The sequence below is a fragment of the Nocardia sp. CA-128927 genome (genome assembly GCF_050955855.1).
Lineage (GTDB): Bacteria > Actinomycetota > Actinomycetes > Mycobacteriales > Mycobacteriaceae > Nocardia.
On sequence record NZ_CP192087.1, the window covers coordinates 8,487,331 to 8,504,803 of the forward strand.

The window sequence follows — 17,473 nt, forward strand, 5'->3', positions numbered from 1 at the left end:
GCGAGTCACTGCCAACCACCAGCGGGCCCACCGAGGACTTGTACCGATCGAAGATCGGCTTGGTAAACGGAAACCGCTGTGCCATAAATGATTTGAGCGGGGAGTCCTTGAGCCTCAACGACTCCGTCAAGGCAGGCCACCCACTCGCGAAGGTGACGGTATTCGTTCGATTGAAAAACTCTGCCGCACCTCGTGCTGGAGTCATCTTTGTAAGGTAACCGTCGGGTCTGACATCCCGGGGCGCTTCCGTACATGCGAATTCAGGCGAGGCGGTGGCTGGCGCGCCGTTGAAGGGGGCAGCTTTCGCTTCGTGACTTGGCTGCCGCGGTCGCCGAACGGGTTCCACTTCCTAACGACATCCGACTATGACGGCGAGGACTGGAATCGCCCGAACAGAATTTGTGGAGTTCAGACCGACTGAGGAGCTCCCCCACGAATCGGCGGCTCGTGAGGGAGTCGATGGGTACGCTCCGCTCCAGGATCGCTCCAAGATTGATAAACTCCCCGCGACGGGCACCGGGTGCCGCATCACGAGGGGGTAGACATCGATGGCGCTACCGGACAAAGGGCAGCGGGACGCCTCAACGGAGTACGCGGTCGAGGGGAACACAGGGCGTGTGGGCATGTGGGCAATCGCCGGAGTGTTCCTGACGACGGCGGTGGTCGCGGCCGGGCCGGTGCTCGCCGGTTGTGGGTCGTCTGTAAACGGTGGCGGCACACCCGCAGCGAGCACGACCAGCACGTCGGGGTCGGGGCTGGCCAAAGACGTGCCGAAAGGGTTCGACCCATGCACGGGCATTCCGGAGAGTGTGCTGGCTTCGGAGAACCTGAGGGCTACCGACCGTGCGGACGTGGATGCGCCGGGTGGTGTCATGTGGCGCGGCTGCGCGTGGGTGCGGCGGAACGGATATTCGGTGAGCATCCGTACTACGAATCTGTCGGTGGGGGCGGTGCGTGACCGTCATTTCACCGATGCCCAGGAGTTCACCATCGACGGCCGCCGGGCGATCTCGACACGCCAGTTCGAGGGCCCACACGTCATGGAGGCCTGCACGGTGGACGTCGAGATGAAGGGCGGCAGTCTCGAGTTCAACCTGAACAACCCGCCGTCCAACAAGGACACCGGGTCGCTCGACTCCTGCCAGCTCGCCCGCAGCCTGGCCGAGAAGGTCATGCCCAGCGTGCCAGCTGGTGCATAAGAAACCGACACTGAACCATTGCTCGGGAGGGAGCGCTCATGGCCGACGATGCACAGCCGAGCCCACTGGCGAACCTGATCACGGAAGCTCGTGAGGGCCGGTTGAACGTGCGGATGGAACCGGAAGAGTTCGCCAAGATCGACCATGAGTGCGAAAACTTCAAGGAGCTCGTAATTCGCGAGATCCAACGAACCATGACTGAGATCTCCCAGATCACGACCTGGGGGATCGGTGATCATGCGGGTTCTCAGCTGACGTCCGCGCCGACGATGGCTCAGCGGTTTCGTGAGAAGGCGCAGGGCGGGCCGGACTCGTTCTATGACGTCCTCGAGGAGCACTACCGCATCGTCGAGGACATCCGCCTGCTCCATCAAGAAGTACGGAATCGCTTCATGGGGCAGGACGGCCAGTGGGCCGCTCGGTTCCAGGCCGAGCTGACGTCCCTAGAGCAGGGGCCGCAGCGGTGAGCGGGAACGAAGGACCCAAGATTCCACCCGCCACCGAGTTCCCGATGTGCTGGACTCACAAGGGCATCAAGGAAACGTTCGACCAAGTCGCCGCCGAGCCGGCGAATGGCGCCGCAACCAAGTACAGCCAGGCTGGAACGAAGTGGAGCCAGGGGCTTGAGGCGTTCCGGCAGCGCATGCAGTCGTCCATTGCGGCGGCGTGGGAAGGGCAGGCAGCGCAGGCGTCGGTAGCGGCGATCCAGCGCTACACGACAGACGCGGATCAACTGACGGGTGCGTTCACCGCAGTGCACGCACAGGTGACCGCCGCAGCGACCGCAGCTACCGATACAAAGAACGCGATACCCGAGTTGATCAGCGATCCGGCTTGGTACAAACCCAACGGTTGGCCATGGAACAGGAACGTGCTCGAAGGTGAGCGCAGCGATGCCGAGGACGACGCACGGGACAAGATGGCCCACCGGTATGTGACGCCATTCGCCCAAACCGACTCCGCGATACCGGTTTTACCGCGACCGGCCAGCGTGACCCAGCCGCTGGACATCCCCGCACCGCTACCGGGTGACAGTGGGGACACCGGTGGTCGTCCCGAAAACACCAGCCATGGCCCTGGCTCTACCGAGACCGGTGAAACCAGCAATGGCAGCCCGGACAGTCCCAAAACCGCCGACACCCCCGGTGAGCAGCCCGCAACTGAACAGACGACTGCCTCAACCAATCCTGCTGGGACGTCGACCACTCCCGCTGGCGCCAACCCGGGGACTCAGGACCTACCGAACGCCACCCCGACCACAGGCACCCCAACGACCGGCACCCCGACTGTTCCCGCCGCCAGCACACCTACAGGGGTCCCGAGCGGCATGCCACGCACGGGCAGCCCCGGTAGATCACCCAGCGGACCAGGCCGCAGCATCCCTGGCAGACCAGCGGTACCTGGCACAGGTGTATCCCCGGCTGCGGCAGCCACGGGCCGCGGCGTGGCAGGCACGCCAGGAATGATGGCACCTGGTGCCGGTGCCGGTCGCGGGAAGAAAGACGAAGGTTCCGAACACAAGTCGCCGGACTACCTCATCAACCAGAACAACACCGATGAACTACTGGGCGAGGTGCCAAAAACACTTCCCGGCAATGCAATTGGCGGAAACGTGCCAGCGGCGGCACCAGTGCCGACCACAGGCGAGCCGACGTCGCAAGCAGCATCTGGAAGGCTCGCACGCGATCGCAGCCAACAACGAGGCACGGAATAATCAGCACACCAAGTGGTTGGTGCTCTCCCGCTAGCGGCCACTCGACAACGAAGACTGAACCTGTGTTCGAGCCGGAAAGTTCACCTCACTTGCGTTCATTTACATCGGCCGAGCCAATCAGCGTTGGGTCGATCGAGACAACTGATGAACACTCTCCGGTCAGAACTCCACGCTTCCAGCACGACCTTGGGGACCGAATGACGGCTGAATGGACTTGGGAACCTGACGATTTCGCCGCTCTCTGGTTGAGCAACGCGAACGATCGGTTTCCCCGGCCATTGCACTACCGCAGCCGCTTCGCGTACTCCGAGGACTTCGACGCCCACCGCAGCACGGTACGAGAACGCTACAGTCGTGACGAATTCGAGCAGGTGCAGCTCGCTCTGCACACGCTGACCACGTCGGACATGCGAATCGAAATCCGCGGTGGCACAACCAAACACAGAAGCAGTAACGACACGACGCGGGAGTATCGGATCGTCGGGGCACGGAACCTGCAGCACGCCGTGGTGATGTTCCAGTCCGCCATCAATGGCGAGGACGGCCCGATCCGGCTCCGCATGTGTCGCACCGATGCCCTACCCGCCCGCATCGTGAACTTTCTCCCAGGGTGCAATCCAGGTGGTATGAAGCCTGCGATCTTCCATGTGCAGGATCTGGATCTGCATCGCGACGGCTACTTCGAAAACGCGACTCGCAACGCGGCACGCGAGCAGTACAACCGCTTGCTGGGCCGTTCATCCGACGGCGGCGGCAGCGCAGGTCTGCTGGTCGGATCGATACTTGATCGCCCCGCTCCTCGGAATACGGTGCGCTGGTACGACATCAGCGGTGACGGCCGCTATACCGAGCGGCGAACCGCCGACCACATCAAAATCCGTCCGACCACGCCGCAGGAACTATCTCTGCAGTTCACTTCGTGGGTCGACAGTGCCGTTCAACGACTCAGAGAGGACGCCGACGATGTCCTGTAACCGATCTCTCAGTCAGTACACACCGGCTCCCCATCCGCATGTCGCCTCTGCTTATAGGGCTGACAGGCCGTATTAACCGGAGATGTGCGGCATCGCTCATCCGGAGTGACATGCGGACAATGACGTCGCAAGCTTTGGTCCCGCCTCTGGCGGCTTGCCGTGGCATCTGTCATCATCGTGCCAGCGTCCTGCTCGCAGTGGGTCAGCTCTGTGGGTGGCTTGGAAGATGCGGAGGGGTAATGCTTTTCGTCCCAGAGTCAGTACTGGCTATGGCTCGCGCGATCGAGCCGACAGCCGACGCGACGCGTGCTCACGCGACGGGGATCGCGAACGCCGGATTCGATTCGGCACACACCGGGCAGGACTACCAGGAGCAGGGACGCAAGCTCGCGACAGGGGTTGATGGGATCGTCGCCATGTTGCATTCGTGGTCGCAGGCTTCGGGCGCAACGGCGGCAGCGCTGCAACAGGCAGTCACTGCGAACATATCCACAGATGAACAGCGGCGGGCCCAGACCGAGGCGGCTGCGCGCGAGTTGGGTAACGCATGACGAATCCCGGACAGTACGAAAGGACGTATCAGGACGGCCTGACCAAGACGCAGAAGGATCTCGAACGCTTCTTCCGGGAAGACGGCAAAAATATCTTCACCCAGGAGATTTGGAACCAGAAGCCGAACCTCACGGCCACGAATGTCAACGACGTGCTGAATCAGGCTGCCCCCGGATTGGAATGGTTCCGCCTGGCGCTGGTGCGCTACCACCGGGTGTGGGATGTCCTGAAGCTACCCGGCTTCGACAGTATCGTGGTGGCGCCGCTGAACGTTGACGGTGCGGTGATCGGTGGCGAGACTATCGACGCGACAAAGGATCCCGATGGCGAGATGCGCCGCCTGGACGGCAAGTGGTACGACCAACAGCGGGGTATGGACCTTACCAGTTTGACCACTCTGGCCGATGCTCTGCAGAAGGCCGCCACAGGAACCGACAACCACCCGAGCACCGACACAATCAAGGCCGACCTGGCTGGCGTGGCGAATGCCGTGCCCGAAGTCTGGCAGGGACAGGCGGGCTCGGCCGCACAGGATCATCTTGCCGGTTTCTCCGCGCATGCCGACCAGCAGAACCAATACCTGCAAGCGGTCACGAGCGCACTGAACGGGCTGCCTGCGGTGCTGTTGAAGATCGTGCAGGACAAGGCGAATTTCGTCGCCGGATTCAATACCGCGCAGTGTCCGGTGGCGGGGCACGCTATGCGCCTTGCAGGTACTGAAGATCCGGTGAGCACCATGATCACCGTGGCGAAGGAAGGCTACTGGTCCCTGCAACTGAGCGACGCGCCGAAAATCGCAGACGAGCAACTGCACTTTGGCGGCGGCTACGGGGACAGCAGCAAATACCCGAAGCTCCAAGCGGCGATCAAAGATTGGTTGACCAACCATTTCGCGCCAGCGGTGCGTGAGGCGTTCACCGCGTTCGTCCATCAGTGCGCGCTGGCCGACCACTACATCAAACAGGCATACCAGCCGGTAACGGACCTGCTGGACAACCACGACCAGACACCGTTTCCCAAGCCCAAGGATCAACAACCGACGCAGCAGCCGGTTTCGCCGACCCAGCAGCCGACGGCACCGCAGCCGACTTCGCCGACGCAGACCACCACGGCAAGCACCGATACTCGTCCGGCCGCGACTCAAACACCAACGCAGACAACGACTCCGACGCCCACGCAGACGCCAACAACGGTAGCGTCGACGACAACAACCCCACTGAATCCGCTGCAGACACTGACGAGCGTGGCCAGCCAGGTCGGACAATCGGTGCAGCAGGGCATAAGCCAGGTTGGACAATCGGTGCAGCAAGGCATCAGCCAGCTCGATACCGCGATACAACACGGACTGAGTGGGCTGAACCCCGACACCAAGAACAACAAGACCGAGACCAAGAACAACACCGAGACCAACGCCGGTATACCGGTTACCAGCACGCCGGCCGGTGCTAAAGCCTTGGCAAACCTCAATCTGGGTGGCGACAACGTGGCGCTGACCCAGGCCGCCGATGGAACGATCAAAGCGACGGTCACTGATCACGACGGTAAGGCCCGGCAGTACTCGATGGGATTCAGGGATGGGGCTCCGGTCTTCACCATCGAGAACGACAAGACGGTGCCATCCACCGCGGCTGGTGTGTCCCATGATTCTGGAACCCCGACTAGTGACCCGGGAACTCCAGCGAGACCGGCCACACCGATCACGCGGACGGACAGTTCGTCCAGCCCGCTCGCCCCGGCCTCGCAATCGGCTGCAGGACCGATACCGAGCGGCTCCCCGATGAGCGGTTCCCCGATGGGCGGTGCATCCGGAGGGAACGGGGCGACCGACCACGACCGTAAATCCAGTGGAATTGTGCCACCCCAGCCGCTGTGGAGTGTCCTTCCGGATCCAGTTGGGAATGTGCTCGAATCCTCGCCGGAACCTGAACTGGCGCAGGCAGGGCCGTTGGTCGCTGAGGCAGCGGTTGCGGATAGACACAACGAATTGCCGATCGAAGCACCCCCACTCGAAGCGCCACAATCTGATCCAGCATCCGTGTCGTCCTTGCGTAACGACGGTGTGCGGATCGAGATCGAGATGGGTGATCAGAGATGAACTACGCGGCCGAGATGGACCGAATCATCGCCGAATACACATCGGCTTCACGCACAGTAATCACCCGGTTCCTCGAGACCGACGCACGTACGACGCGCAGCGGCACAGAGTTGTTCGATGAGCTCCGCCGTGAGCTGATCCCGCAGGACCAAGACCAGCAGGAAACTCCGGAAGAGCAGACGGCAGGCGAGGCGCGGGAGGAACACGACCGAATCGTGCGCGGTACTCTCGAACCGGCGACGGCCTCACCGGTCCAGCGCACACCAGCATCGAAACGCAGCAGGGACGTGTATGTCCTCCCCTCCGACTGGACCGAAGAGGATGAAGAGGGAGGCTACCGTAATCCGAAATCCTGGCTGGAATAGCGCTGCATCAGCCGAGGATTCGCGAGTTGCGGTCGGAGCCACCTGAGCGGTGTGAAGCCGAAGTGCCGGTCTCGTAATGGAACCGACGGGAAGTGATCGCATGGAGCAGTGGGAGCGGGAGCAGATACGGTCGTCGAACGCCGATCTTCGTTCGACGTTAGATGTGATTCAGGACGATTTCGATCGCGAGATTGAGGAATTGGGTGCTGTCCAGCGCAAACTGGCCGCGATGAAGGTGCACGCAACGACACCGACCAGCCTCGCGCGGGTGACCGTGAACGCCTCCGGAGTGGTGACCGAGATAACCATCGCCGATGATGCTTACCGCCGCAGCACCCCACGCCAGCTGACCGAAGAGCTCAATACCGCGATCCGTGGCGCAGTCGAAGCGGCGACCGAGGCCCGACAGAAGGTATTGGCCCCCATCACCTCGATCGTGGACGGCATGCCCGATCTCAACGAAATCATCCCGGGCGCACCGAGTTTGCGGGGCCTGCAGGCGAAGTTGTCCCAGCTGCCGCAGGAGCCGCAGTAGGCGATCACGATAAGCTGAAACGAAATCGATGGAACCGTCGAGGCCGCCGTCGCGTCGAAGAGATTAGGGACCGGACCGAAACCTGATGAGGGAGTGCGACCGTGAGCAACCTGTGGGCTGATCCAGATCGACTGCGGGCGGTCACGCCGCAGTTCGAGCAGCTCGGCCAAGACGTGAATACCGCCTTGGAAAAGCTGAAGCAGGGTATCGAGTCCGAGGGGCACTGCTGGGGCAAGGACAAGCCCGGTCAGCAGTTCGAGAAGAACTATCCACAAGGCGACGGCGACGGTAGCGTCGGACAACACCTGACCGCGTTGGCGAAGTTGGCGGATGCGCTGAAATCGACAGGCGAACGGATCACCGTCACAGCCAACGGTCTACAAGCCCGGGATGAACATAACGCTGACCAGATCCGGCAGGTGTAGTCGGGGGAGCTGGCGTGACTCTGTGGTTTCCGCACTTTTCCGGTGTTGCCGGCTGGATTGAGGACTTCCTGATCGGGCATTGGCCCGAGGGGGATGAAGACGCCATGCGCCGGGTGGCTGGGCACTGGTCGGATATGGCTACCGCGTTGCGTGAACTGCAGCAGCCCGCCGACCATGCGATGAACACCGCACTTTCGGCTATCGACGGCAAGACCCACGACGCGATGTCGAGCTATTGGCAAGACATCGTCGGCGGAGACGGTAGCGACCTGAAAAGTATGATCCAGGCTTGCGACAGCTTCGCCAAGCAGCTTGAACAGGGCGCTACAGACATTGAATACGCCAAAATCGCTATCTATATATCGGTTGCCGCGATGGTCGCGATGGCGTTCATCCCCGGCGTCGGCGAGGTTCTCGATGCCGCAGCTTTGTTCGCGGTCAAATTGTTCATCCGTAAGACTGTTGAAGAACTCATCAATAAACTTGCCCTCAAAGGTGCGGCCTTTCTGGCTGAGCGAGCCGGTTTGGCAGTCGCCGCCAAGCTGGGAGAGAAGGCGGCCTCAGAGGTGGTGCTCAAGGCGAGCACCCAGGCGGTCATCGGCGCAGGATTCGGTACAGGTACCGATGTAGCTGCTCAGGGCATTCAACTGGCGCAAGGTCATCGCGATGGCATCGACCTGCGCTCGGTGGGTACAGCGGCTGCGGCTGGAGCCGTCGCGGGTGCGGTGGCGGGGCCGATCGCTGAGCGATCTACCCAGCACCTGGCCAGCACGCTGGGCACCGATATCGGAACCAACACTGCCAGCGCTATCCTTGCCCGCGGCGCCGTCGTGATCCCGGCCAACATCGCCGGTAATACCGCGGCAACAGCGGCTTCGGCCGCCACCACCGGCGGCCATCTCGATTTCAGCACGGTAGTCGATGGTGCCGGTGCTGCGGGGTTCGCCAGGACGAAACCTGGCGGGACCCCGCATACCGCACCCGAGGCCACGCCGACACCGAGCGCACACCCTGAGCCTATCCATGAATCCCCCACGTCGACTGGCAGCAAACAATCATCACCCGCAGCTGTTTCGGCTTCGGCGACGCAAACCGACACAGCGCCACCTGCCACAACACACACCGAAACGAACACCACACCAGCAACCGCCACCACTGCGGCGGTCAACGATGCTCCGAGCGTACCCTCGGCCGCTGCGGCAACTCACGAGAATCCAGCTGTGCCCCAATCGGATTCGACAACCGGTAAGCCCGCCGAAACCCGATCCGTTCCCTCCGACCCTCATCCAGCGACCGCCGGAACTCCAGCACCAGACCACGGCTCAACCGCACAACCGCCAGCGACAAGCGCGACGCCCACACCGGGACGCCCCACCGGACACACGCCAGAAACAGTGCCGCCCAACGGAATCGGCTCCTCCGGGGACCGTTCCGCGGCGACGAGCGCCCCCCGAGTCCCCGCTGACACCCCACAACGCGTGGAACCCACACCCCGCTCGGAGACCCCGGCCCCGCCCACCGACCGTGGCGCGCCACCGCAACGCGTCGCCGAAACACCCCGCTCGCCCAGCGGTGTCGACATGCCGGATCGCGCTGCGGCAACACCTCCGGCTCGCGAAACCATCAGCAGCGCCGCACGTGTCGACTCAGCACCGCTCCCGTCGACCGACCGGACATTCTCCACCGAGACCAGCCGGACAGCCTCAAGCCCGACGCACGAAGGGGCAGCCAGTCCCACTCCGGTGCCACGCGATACGCCCCCGCCGTCACCGCGAGAAGCCGTAACACCGGAGCATCCGCGCGGCAGCGACCCCGGACCAGCCACGACCCCCAGTAGGCATGGTCCTTCGGCGACTCAACCTCTGGGCCCGGACCACAACACCGGCCCCCGCACGCCTGACCGAAACTCCGCCCGACCTACTCCGGACTTTGCGCAACGGCCCGACCCCACCGAACGTCCCACACCCCAGCCAGCAACCCACACACGCGCGGTCGGCGACCAGACGCCGCCGACCGTGGCAGTCGTGGTGCCCCCGCATCCGAGCAGTGACACACGTGCCCCGAATACCTCGGCGACGCACCCGAAACCCGAGCCCGGCGAGCACAGGCCACCAGTCCAAGACAAGCCCCCCGCGAATTCTAGCGAGCACGCACCGCGCGATATCGCGGCACCACCAGGACGACTCGAACCGGCCGGCGATCCCCACCGAACCAAGCTGCCCGTCGAGGACAAGCCCTACTACTCGAACCCCGCCTACCACGACCCCACCGCCGAGCGTGAATACGCCCGCAACCGCACCATCGGGCCCGAGGCCGCCGAGATCCGCGCCACGAAGATCAGCGAGTACCCCGAACTTGCACGGCTGTCGGACGCGGAGATCGAACTCATCCGCCGCAACCAGTTCATGTCATTGAACGAACCGGTCAACGACGGCACTCGCAATGGTGACCGAGCACTACTCGACAAACACGACGTCGAGATCCGGGCCTTGGTAAGCGCATACAACAAACTGCCCGACCATAATGGGGTCATCTATCGGTCGCTCTACATTGACGATCCCGTCAAACTGGCAAAATTCATCGACGAATACCGGCGCGGAAATACACCGACAGACCACGGCTTCGCCTCGGCGGACAAAGGGTCATCCATGCCCGGTGGAAATATCGAGCTCGTCATCGACTCCCGTCACGGCAAGGATGTGTCATGGGCCAGCAGCCAGCAGGACGAGGTCGTGTTCCCGCCGGGCACTCGGTTCCAAGTCGAGTCGGTTGTTCGCGACGGCCAAAAGGTCTACATACATCTTCAAGATCTCGGAAGGAGTCCCGATGCCCATCAGTCCCGAGGACTGGGAAGCGATCATGCGGAAAGTGGAGGAACACGACGCGACGCTGCCCCCGCTGTCCCCAGAGAGACAAGCAGTAGTAGACAAGAACTTGGAGACCGTTCGAGAGATGGAAGCGAGCGGGCGTCGTCCCGCGACCGAGGAGCAGATCAAGATCTGGCAAGCCTGGGGCGACTCGGAACTGAAACGGATCGATCGGGAACGCGGCGAGACGACGGAGTAACGACGGAAACTCCTGTCCGCCAATATGATTCACCAACGCTCCGCGACGAGCAGTCATCGGATAGTCGGCACTGGCCACACTCTGACGCGATACCCGAAAACAGGGACAGCCATCGACGACCGCATGAGCAGGTCCAGCCGCATCCCGAAGCGGAACGCCTCAGGCTTCCCCCTCCTGAGCCTGTCGATCGCCCAGTAGCGCAGACGCATCCGGACAGTTCTCGTCCACAGGAACGCGACCGCGGCATCCAGGCACCACCCCATCGTCCGGAATCAGCTACAGCCCAACAGAAGCCGATGGACGAGTCCGCCACGGCGCAACGTTCACCGGTGCCGCCACCTGCGCCGGAGTCGACGCCGCAGAGATGGGCCCACCAGGATCCCAACTACGTCGCCAATTCCGCTCGTCTACCCGATTGGTGGCCACGTACCGAATCCGCACCGCCGCAGACCGCTGAATCCCGCCCGCCGGTCGCCAGCCTGCCGTCGACACGAGCCCCTGAATCGTTACCACCGACACCTCGTCCTCGGTCGACGCCACCGCAATCACACGCGTCGACCATGCCCGTTTCGCCACCCCGAAACCAAACCCCGCACACATTTGACGGCTTTGCACCACGGCGACCGAGTCCCACGCATGCCGCGCCTGGGCCACATGACGCAGGACACCCCACTGCTCCCGCACACCGAGAACCGCGGCACCGCCTTGGCGACCGCGACGCGAGGCAAGACCACGACCCCCTCTCGGCACCGGAGCCAGGATCAAAATCACCGCACCATCCCGATCCGCCCGAGCCCCGTCGGCCGATCGACCCGGAAACGCAACGGGCACTCGACACACGCAACGCCCGTGACAACTACCGGCACCAAACGCCCGAAGACGACCGAGTCATCGATGTTCCCCGAAGCCGAGCAAACAATACCCCCGCCTACGAAGTACGGCGCTACGCGGAAGGACCGAATCAACATGTGGCCGTTGCCCGCGTGCGAGTCCACATCGAAGCTGGCGACCACATCTCTCCCCACGAACTACACAACCTCATCGAAAACTCGCACCGGGCAATAGATCTTGCTCTCAACGACGGACGTCGGCTGCTCAGCGGCGACTGGCTCATGGTGGATGTCGTATTCACCAACGACCCTTCCACGGCTCACCTTCACGCCATCGTCGACCACACACCCGGGCCGAACACTTGGCACCCCAACGATCGACCGAGCGCACTGGTAGACCGGATCCGCGAACACCTCGGACTCTCCGACACCGGGCCACTCCAAGAACTCCGCCCGGCCGATATCCGGCAGATCAGCAACGACATCGCACGAGCCAATACTCCTGCCAAGTTCCGCGAACTTCCTGAAACCAGAGAGTTCAGCCCCCGACGGCTCAATCCAATAGAGGACCCAGCGTTTCAGGCAGCGGTCGAGGATGCGTTGCGTGCGGGCAACCAGTTCGTGATCGGCGCGGACCCACGAACCAATCCGTACGGGGAATTGATCAACGATGGCGGGTCGCAATGGCCTGGGCGCAACAACAACTGCATCGAGCTGGCGTTGTCTGCCTTGTCATCTTTCCATGGTGACCCCCAGGTCGGCGCGCCCCGATGGCTCGATTTGCTGCCAGACGGCCGCATCGACACCAACGGCGAGACGGGTGGTCCTGACCGAGCTCAGAGGTTTCTCGGCGGTCGGTGGCAAACCTTCGATGGCCCAGGTATGCCGATACCTGAGCAATTCCAGTCCCTTCAAGACTGGGTGAAGCAGATGGGTCCTGGATCATCGGCGTTGCTCGTCAACTCCTGGCACGCCCGCGATCCACACACTGGCGAGTTTCTGTACAACCAGGATGGAACGCCGGTGAGCTTGTCATCTCACGCCACGGTCATCGTCTACCCGCACGGTGCCGATGGTCCTGTGTGGTGGGATCCGCAAGCGAAAACGATGTCGGATTCGCCGCCGCCGCGTCTTACTGGCCGGTCGTCCGAACTGTGGTTCATGACCAACGACGCAACTGGAGGATCGCACAGTGCCAGAACAGATTCGAACCCGGGAACAGGCGAAACAGTACCTGGAACGCATCTTCGGGACGGATCAACAGTTCCAGATATTCCAGACCGAGTTCGGTTGGGCCTGCCAGAAAATCTTGACACCGGAGCAAATCGAGGAGGGGCTGGGACTGGGACTGGGGAGCTACGTGATCAACGCCCACACCGGAGTGGTGACCGCGCACTCGAGTCTCCCCCCGGATCTGATCGGGGAGATGTACGACGAGGCGATCCGTACGGGACAACCGGTTCAAGGACATCAGGTATATCCACCGAGGTGGCGCATGAACATCCAACGGACACGGGAAGACTCGCAGGAGATCGAGTACCTGATGGAAGCGACGTCGTTAACCGAGCCCCCGGAATCGAATCTCGACCATCGACTGGTGATCAACAAGCAGAGCCTGTCCTACAGCCCGACCGACAGGACGACAGCGCGCACAGTCGCATGGGCGGAGATGCGCAACCGGACGGACGGGACCTGGCCAGCCCAAGGGACATTCGAGTTCTAGACGCTGATCTACCCACCCCTGTGGCGGGTGAGCATCCAACGCACGCAAGAGAACTCCCAGACGATCGAGTACCACGTACTGGCGCAGTCGATGACGCACCCACCGGAACCAACCGCGGCATTGCGCACCCGGCCACTGAATACGTTGTGCCAGCACGCGACGGCTCGCCACAGGCAACCGATGCCGTTGGTCGCGACTCTCAACCGAGGCATGAGCCTTCGGATTTTCCTCACGAGCAATCCCATACCCGCGAGTCCAACTCAAAAGGGCTGGACGCTCGGTCAATCGTCGACCCCGAAATTACGCCGACGCGACGTCCGACGCCCCTCCACGACAGAACCCGCGTCGACGCCGACATGCCGATCGACGCCAGAAATCCATCCGAACCGCACACCCAGCCGCCACGCCAAGACGACCCTCGAGGCAAGCCCACCGAAATCTCATCTCTCAGAGACGAGCTGCCGTCGGCTGTCGATGCTTACAACTCCATTCGGAACGCCGACGACATCAATGCGATCGTCGAACAACTGGACACGGTCCGACGTGCCGACGGATCCCGATATACCCACGCTGACATCGAAGCCATCAAAGACCATCTCTTCTACGAGCAGCACCCGCTGACCGCCGTCGATGGCAGCATCGTCCATGCGCATTTCGAAGCAAATCCCGACATCGCTGAGGCCTGGGTGCGGCTCAGGTCGGGGAAGTATACCGAGTCCGACGTACGGCTTTTGGAGCATGAGCTCGCCGAACACGACTACCTAACGCGCAACCCCGACGCGACCTACGCCGATGCACACAGAGCTGCAAATGAGATAGCGAATTGGGAACGAAATCGACAACCGGCGCCGCGCGAGGATACTGCGTGGGATGGTCCAGTTCATCGAGAGGAACGAACCCAGCCCTCGGCTGAACAAATTCCTGACGGCAGACAACCAGTACCTGGGCAGACCGGCGCCGAAATACGCCGACCAAGTGATATAACCGGCCCGAACGGGGAGCGAATATGGGAGATACCACGGGGGTCCAGATTCGGAGAAGGCACGAATTCTGACATCACTAACGAGCTACGGAGGCTCTTCAATGTCGGCGCTAAGGCCGACCCCACACTCCCCCCAACACTGTGTTCGTATTGCCGATGCAACATCGCGACGGACATCGATCATGTCTTGCCGCGTAAAAGCAGCGGCGACCTGGGCCCCCACAACGTCACTCCGGCGTGCGACCATTGCAATACCTCAAAACTGGACAGAGTAGCGCCTGTCAACCCGGCACCCAACCAAGAAGGCGTGTTTCCTCCTCCTCATTGGCCAGAGGAAATGCGACACGGAACCGTGCCGTACAGTCATTACCCGCGAATTCAAGAGCGCCTCGAGGTCGAGATTTGGGGCGTCAAGCAACAATTCTTGCAACAGGCTGAACAGAAGGCAAAGTCTATTGCGCAAGCGCAGGGTATTACGAGCAAGCGGGAGATACGAAGAATCGAGAGAGAGCAACTCAACCATATTGATAGAGAGTATGAGAAGCTACGGAATGAGGTTTGGGCCGCGATTCGGCGAGTCGATTTTGATCCCAAAGCTTTCGAGGCATGGACGAGCAATCGTCAGCGAGTCCCGATCGACCTTAAGGTCGGCGTAAATCCAATACGCATGGTCTTTATTCGCGATGATGGACCAGAGGGCGGCACGCTGACATCAGCGAATTCGTACGAGCATTTTGTTGCCAACGTCCTGCAAGAAGCCCGAGGGGCAAGAGATATCGTCCACATCAGCCGGGATTCCCATGGCAGATTGGTTACCGGACACGCTGAAATTTTGGTCAGCACCATCGAGGAGGCACAGCGCTATGGCCGCGGCGAGGATGTTCCCGAATGGGAACCTGACCGCGGTAATGCACTCGCCGCCAGGTACGAACAAGGGCTCGCACAGCCACCTGAACAGACCAGACCTGAGCGCAGCGATGCAGAGGTCCTGAGCCCCAAGATGATAGATCCACATGATCGCGCCGATATGACTCTAGCTGAACGCGAAAATGCTCGCGACGAAGCTAGGCGCGACCGCGACAGGCGAAAGGAAATCTTCGCTAGCCACAATAGTGAAAGATATTGGGCACAAACACCGGGTGAGCGCGACGAATTCGAACAAATGATCGAACAGAGGCAACGTGCTCGCGACGTCGACGAGGCAAAGTTGGACGCGTCCGAGCACAAGCGCGACCAACGAGCACGCGATGAGCCCACACCAGAGCAGCGTGCCGCAGACGCACGTGAAGAGGATCTGGATACCAGAGAACGTGCCCGCCTCATGCGCGACTGGATGCGAGATCAGCAGGAGATCGAGCGTTATGATCGCACGCTCAGAGGCGACTCATCGGAGCACAGTCAGGAACTAGACAGCATCGAGCAGGCCCTCGATGACCGCGATCGAGAACTTGACCGACGCGAAACCGACCGAATCAATCGAGAACGCCTCCTCGCTCGAGAAGGCGTCGAACTCAGCCCAGAGCAAGTAGTTGAACGCGAACTCGACGACCGAGAACGTGTAGCAATCGAACGTGCCCGGGCACAGACCATCCGAATGCGTGAACACGCGATAGAGGGTCGCGAGACGCCGGAGCGGATCCGTGAACTCGATACCCGAGCACTCGAACTCGATGGACGTGAACTTGCCCGCATCGACCTAGAACGTGCCCTCTTACGAGAAGGCCGCGAGCCGACCGCAGAAGAACAAAAGCAACGCGAACTCAACGCACGAGAACGAGAAATCGACGCCAGAGAACGCGAAATCATCGAACGCGAACGCGAACGCGTCGTAAGGCAACTCGAACTCGCACGAGCGCTCGAGCAAGACGGACGTGAGAGTCCAGAGCGCGCCCGAGTCCGCGAGCTCGACGGAAAAGAACAAGTAATCGACGCGCGAGAACGTGCTCGTGTCGACCAAGAACGCGAACTCGCACAAGACGGACGCCGACTCACCCGAGAGCAACTACTCGAACGCGAACTCGACGCCAGAGAACGCGAGATCATCGAACGCGAACGCACCCGAATCACCCGGCAACTCGAACGCGAACGAGAAGGACGGGAGACGCCGGAGCGGATCCGTGAACTCGATACCCGAGCACTCGAACTCGATGGACGTGAACTTGCCCGCATCGACCTAGAACGTGCCCTCTTACGAGAAGGCCGCGAGCCGACCGCAGAAGAACAAAAGCAACGCGAACTCAACGCACGAGAACGAGAAATCGACGCCAGAGAACGCGAAATCATCGAACGCGAACGCGAACGCGTCGTAAGGCAACTCGAACTCGCACGAGCGCTCGAGCAAGACGGACGTGAGAGTCCAGAGCGCGCCCGAGTCCGCGAGCTCGACGGAAAAGAACAAGTAATCGACGCGCGAGAACGTGCTCGTGTCGACCAAGAACGCGAACTCGCACAAGACGGACGCCGACTCACCCGAGAGCAACTACTCGAACGCGAACTCGACGCCAGAGAACGCGAGATCATCGAACGCGAACGTGCCCAGATCACTCGGCAACTCGAACGCGAAAGAGAAGGACGAGCCTTGCCAAAACGTGTCCGCGAACTCGATGCGCAAGAACGAAGGCTCGACGCGAAAGAACTCAAGCAAATACAACAGGAACGGGAGTATCTACAAGCGGGTATAGAAGTGACGAAATTCCAACGGGAAATGCTCGACTGGAGCCAAAGAGACCACCAACAGCGTGTGGCTCAAATAGCGCAACAACGGGCGCTAGAGCTGGAGGGGCGTGATCCCATTACGCGACTGCTACGATCAGTAGGTCTTGAACGATTAGCGCGTGAGCGTGAGACTCGAATAAAAGAAGCACGGGACCGTGCCGAACGATCACGGGCCAGAGCGCAGGAAATTGGTCTCAGTCGAGACCGTTGATCGAGAACGATACTGTAGCCATGCTCGTAAATGACGATATCCATAGAAGCCATGGTGAGAACTATGTCCGTTTTACCAGCGACTGCA

General features: G+C 61.6%; 9 protein-coding genes. All 9 read left to right on the forward strand.

What is annotated here, in order from left to right:
- Positions 1 to 623: 623 nt before the first annotated feature.
- The 9 genes from ACQPW1_RS39345 (at position 624) to ACQPW1_RS39385 (ending at position 17,386) form a co-directional block, all read left to right on the forward strand.
- Positions 624 to 1,199 carry a DUF3558 domain-containing protein gene (locus tag ACQPW1_RS39345; RefSeq protein ID WP_433665458.1) on the forward strand — a complete coding sequence of 192 codons (576 nt, stop codon included), beginning with the start codon at positions 624 to 626 and terminating at the stop codon, positions 1,197 to 1,199.
- A 38-nt stretch (positions 1,200 to 1,237) separates the two neighbouring features.
- Positions 1,238 to 1,666 carry a hypothetical protein gene (locus ACQPW1_RS39350; RefSeq protein WP_433657908.1) on the forward strand — a complete coding sequence of 143 codons (429 nt, stop codon included), beginning with the start codon at positions 1,238 to 1,240 and terminating at the stop codon, positions 1,664 to 1,666.
- Between the two features lie 1,309 nt (positions 1,667 to 2,975).
- Positions 2,976 to 3,887, forward strand: a complete 912-nt coding sequence (locus ACQPW1_RS39355) for an ESX secretion-associated protein EspG (protein ID WP_433657910.1) — start codon at positions 2,976 to 2,978, stop codon at positions 3,885 to 3,887.
- A 269-nt stretch (positions 3,888 to 4,156) separates the two neighbouring features.
- Entirely contained in the window at positions 4,157 to 4,438 is a 282-nt protein-coding gene (locus tag ACQPW1_RS39360) for a hypothetical protein (protein ID WP_433657912.1), read from the forward strand.
- A complete protein-coding gene (locus ACQPW1_RS39365; RefSeq protein ID WP_433657914.1) occupies positions 4,435 to 6,534 on the forward strand; it encodes a hypothetical protein in 2,100 nt (699 codons plus the stop codon). The genes ACQPW1_RS39360 and ACQPW1_RS39365 overlap by 4 nt, the downstream gene beginning before the upstream one ends.
- Positions 6,531 to 6,899 carry a hypothetical protein gene (locus tag ACQPW1_RS39370; RefSeq protein ID WP_433657916.1) on the forward strand — a complete coding sequence of 123 codons (369 nt, stop codon included), beginning with the start codon at positions 6,531 to 6,533 and terminating at the stop codon, positions 6,897 to 6,899. The genes ACQPW1_RS39365 and ACQPW1_RS39370 overlap by 4 nt, the downstream gene beginning before the upstream one ends.
- A 100-nt stretch (positions 6,900 to 6,999) precedes the next feature.
- Positions 7,000 to 7,434 (forward strand): YbaB/EbfC family nucleoid-associated protein, encoded by a 435-nt coding sequence (locus ACQPW1_RS39375; protein ID WP_433657918.1) that lies wholly within the window; start codon positions 7,000 to 7,002, stop codon positions 7,432 to 7,434.
- Between the two features lie 101 nt (positions 7,435 to 7,535).
- Complete coding sequence (locus ACQPW1_RS39380; protein ID WP_433657919.1) at positions 7,536 to 7,859, forward strand: WXG100 family type VII secretion target; 324 nt, start codon at positions 7,536 to 7,538, stop codon at positions 7,857 to 7,859.
- A 14-nt stretch (positions 7,860 to 7,873) separates the two neighbouring features.
- Positions 7,874 to 17,386 (forward strand): toxin glutamine deamidase domain-containing protein, encoded by a 9,513-nt coding sequence (locus tag ACQPW1_RS39385; RefSeq protein ID WP_433657921.1) that lies wholly within the window; start codon positions 7,874 to 7,876, stop codon positions 17,384 to 17,386.
- Positions 17,387 to 17,473: the final 87 nt, after the last annotated feature.

Excerpts from the sequence above, each read along its gene's own strand:
- ACQPW1_RS39360 (WP_433657912.1), top strand. The coding sequence starts at position 4,157 with ATGGCTCGCGCGATCGAGCCGACAGCCGACGCGACGCGTGCTCACGCG.
- ACQPW1_RS39365 (WP_433657914.1), top strand. The coding sequence starts at position 4,435 with ATGACGAATCCCGGACAGTACGAAAGGACGTATCAGGACGGCCTGACC.
- ACQPW1_RS39345 (WP_433665458.1), top strand. The coding sequence starts at position 624 with ATGTGGGCAATCGCCGGAGTGTTCCTGACGACGGCGGTGGTCGCGGCC.
- ACQPW1_RS39350 (WP_433657908.1), top strand. The coding sequence starts at position 1,238 with ATGGCCGACGATGCACAGCCGAGCCCACTGGCGAACCTGATCACGGAA.
- ACQPW1_RS39375 (WP_433657918.1), top strand. The coding sequence starts at position 7,000 with ATGGAGCAGTGGGAGCGGGAGCAGATACGGTCGTCGAACGCCGATCTT.
- ACQPW1_RS39370 (WP_433657916.1), top strand. The coding sequence starts at position 6,531 with ATGAACTACGCGGCCGAGATGGACCGAATCATCGCCGAATACACATCG.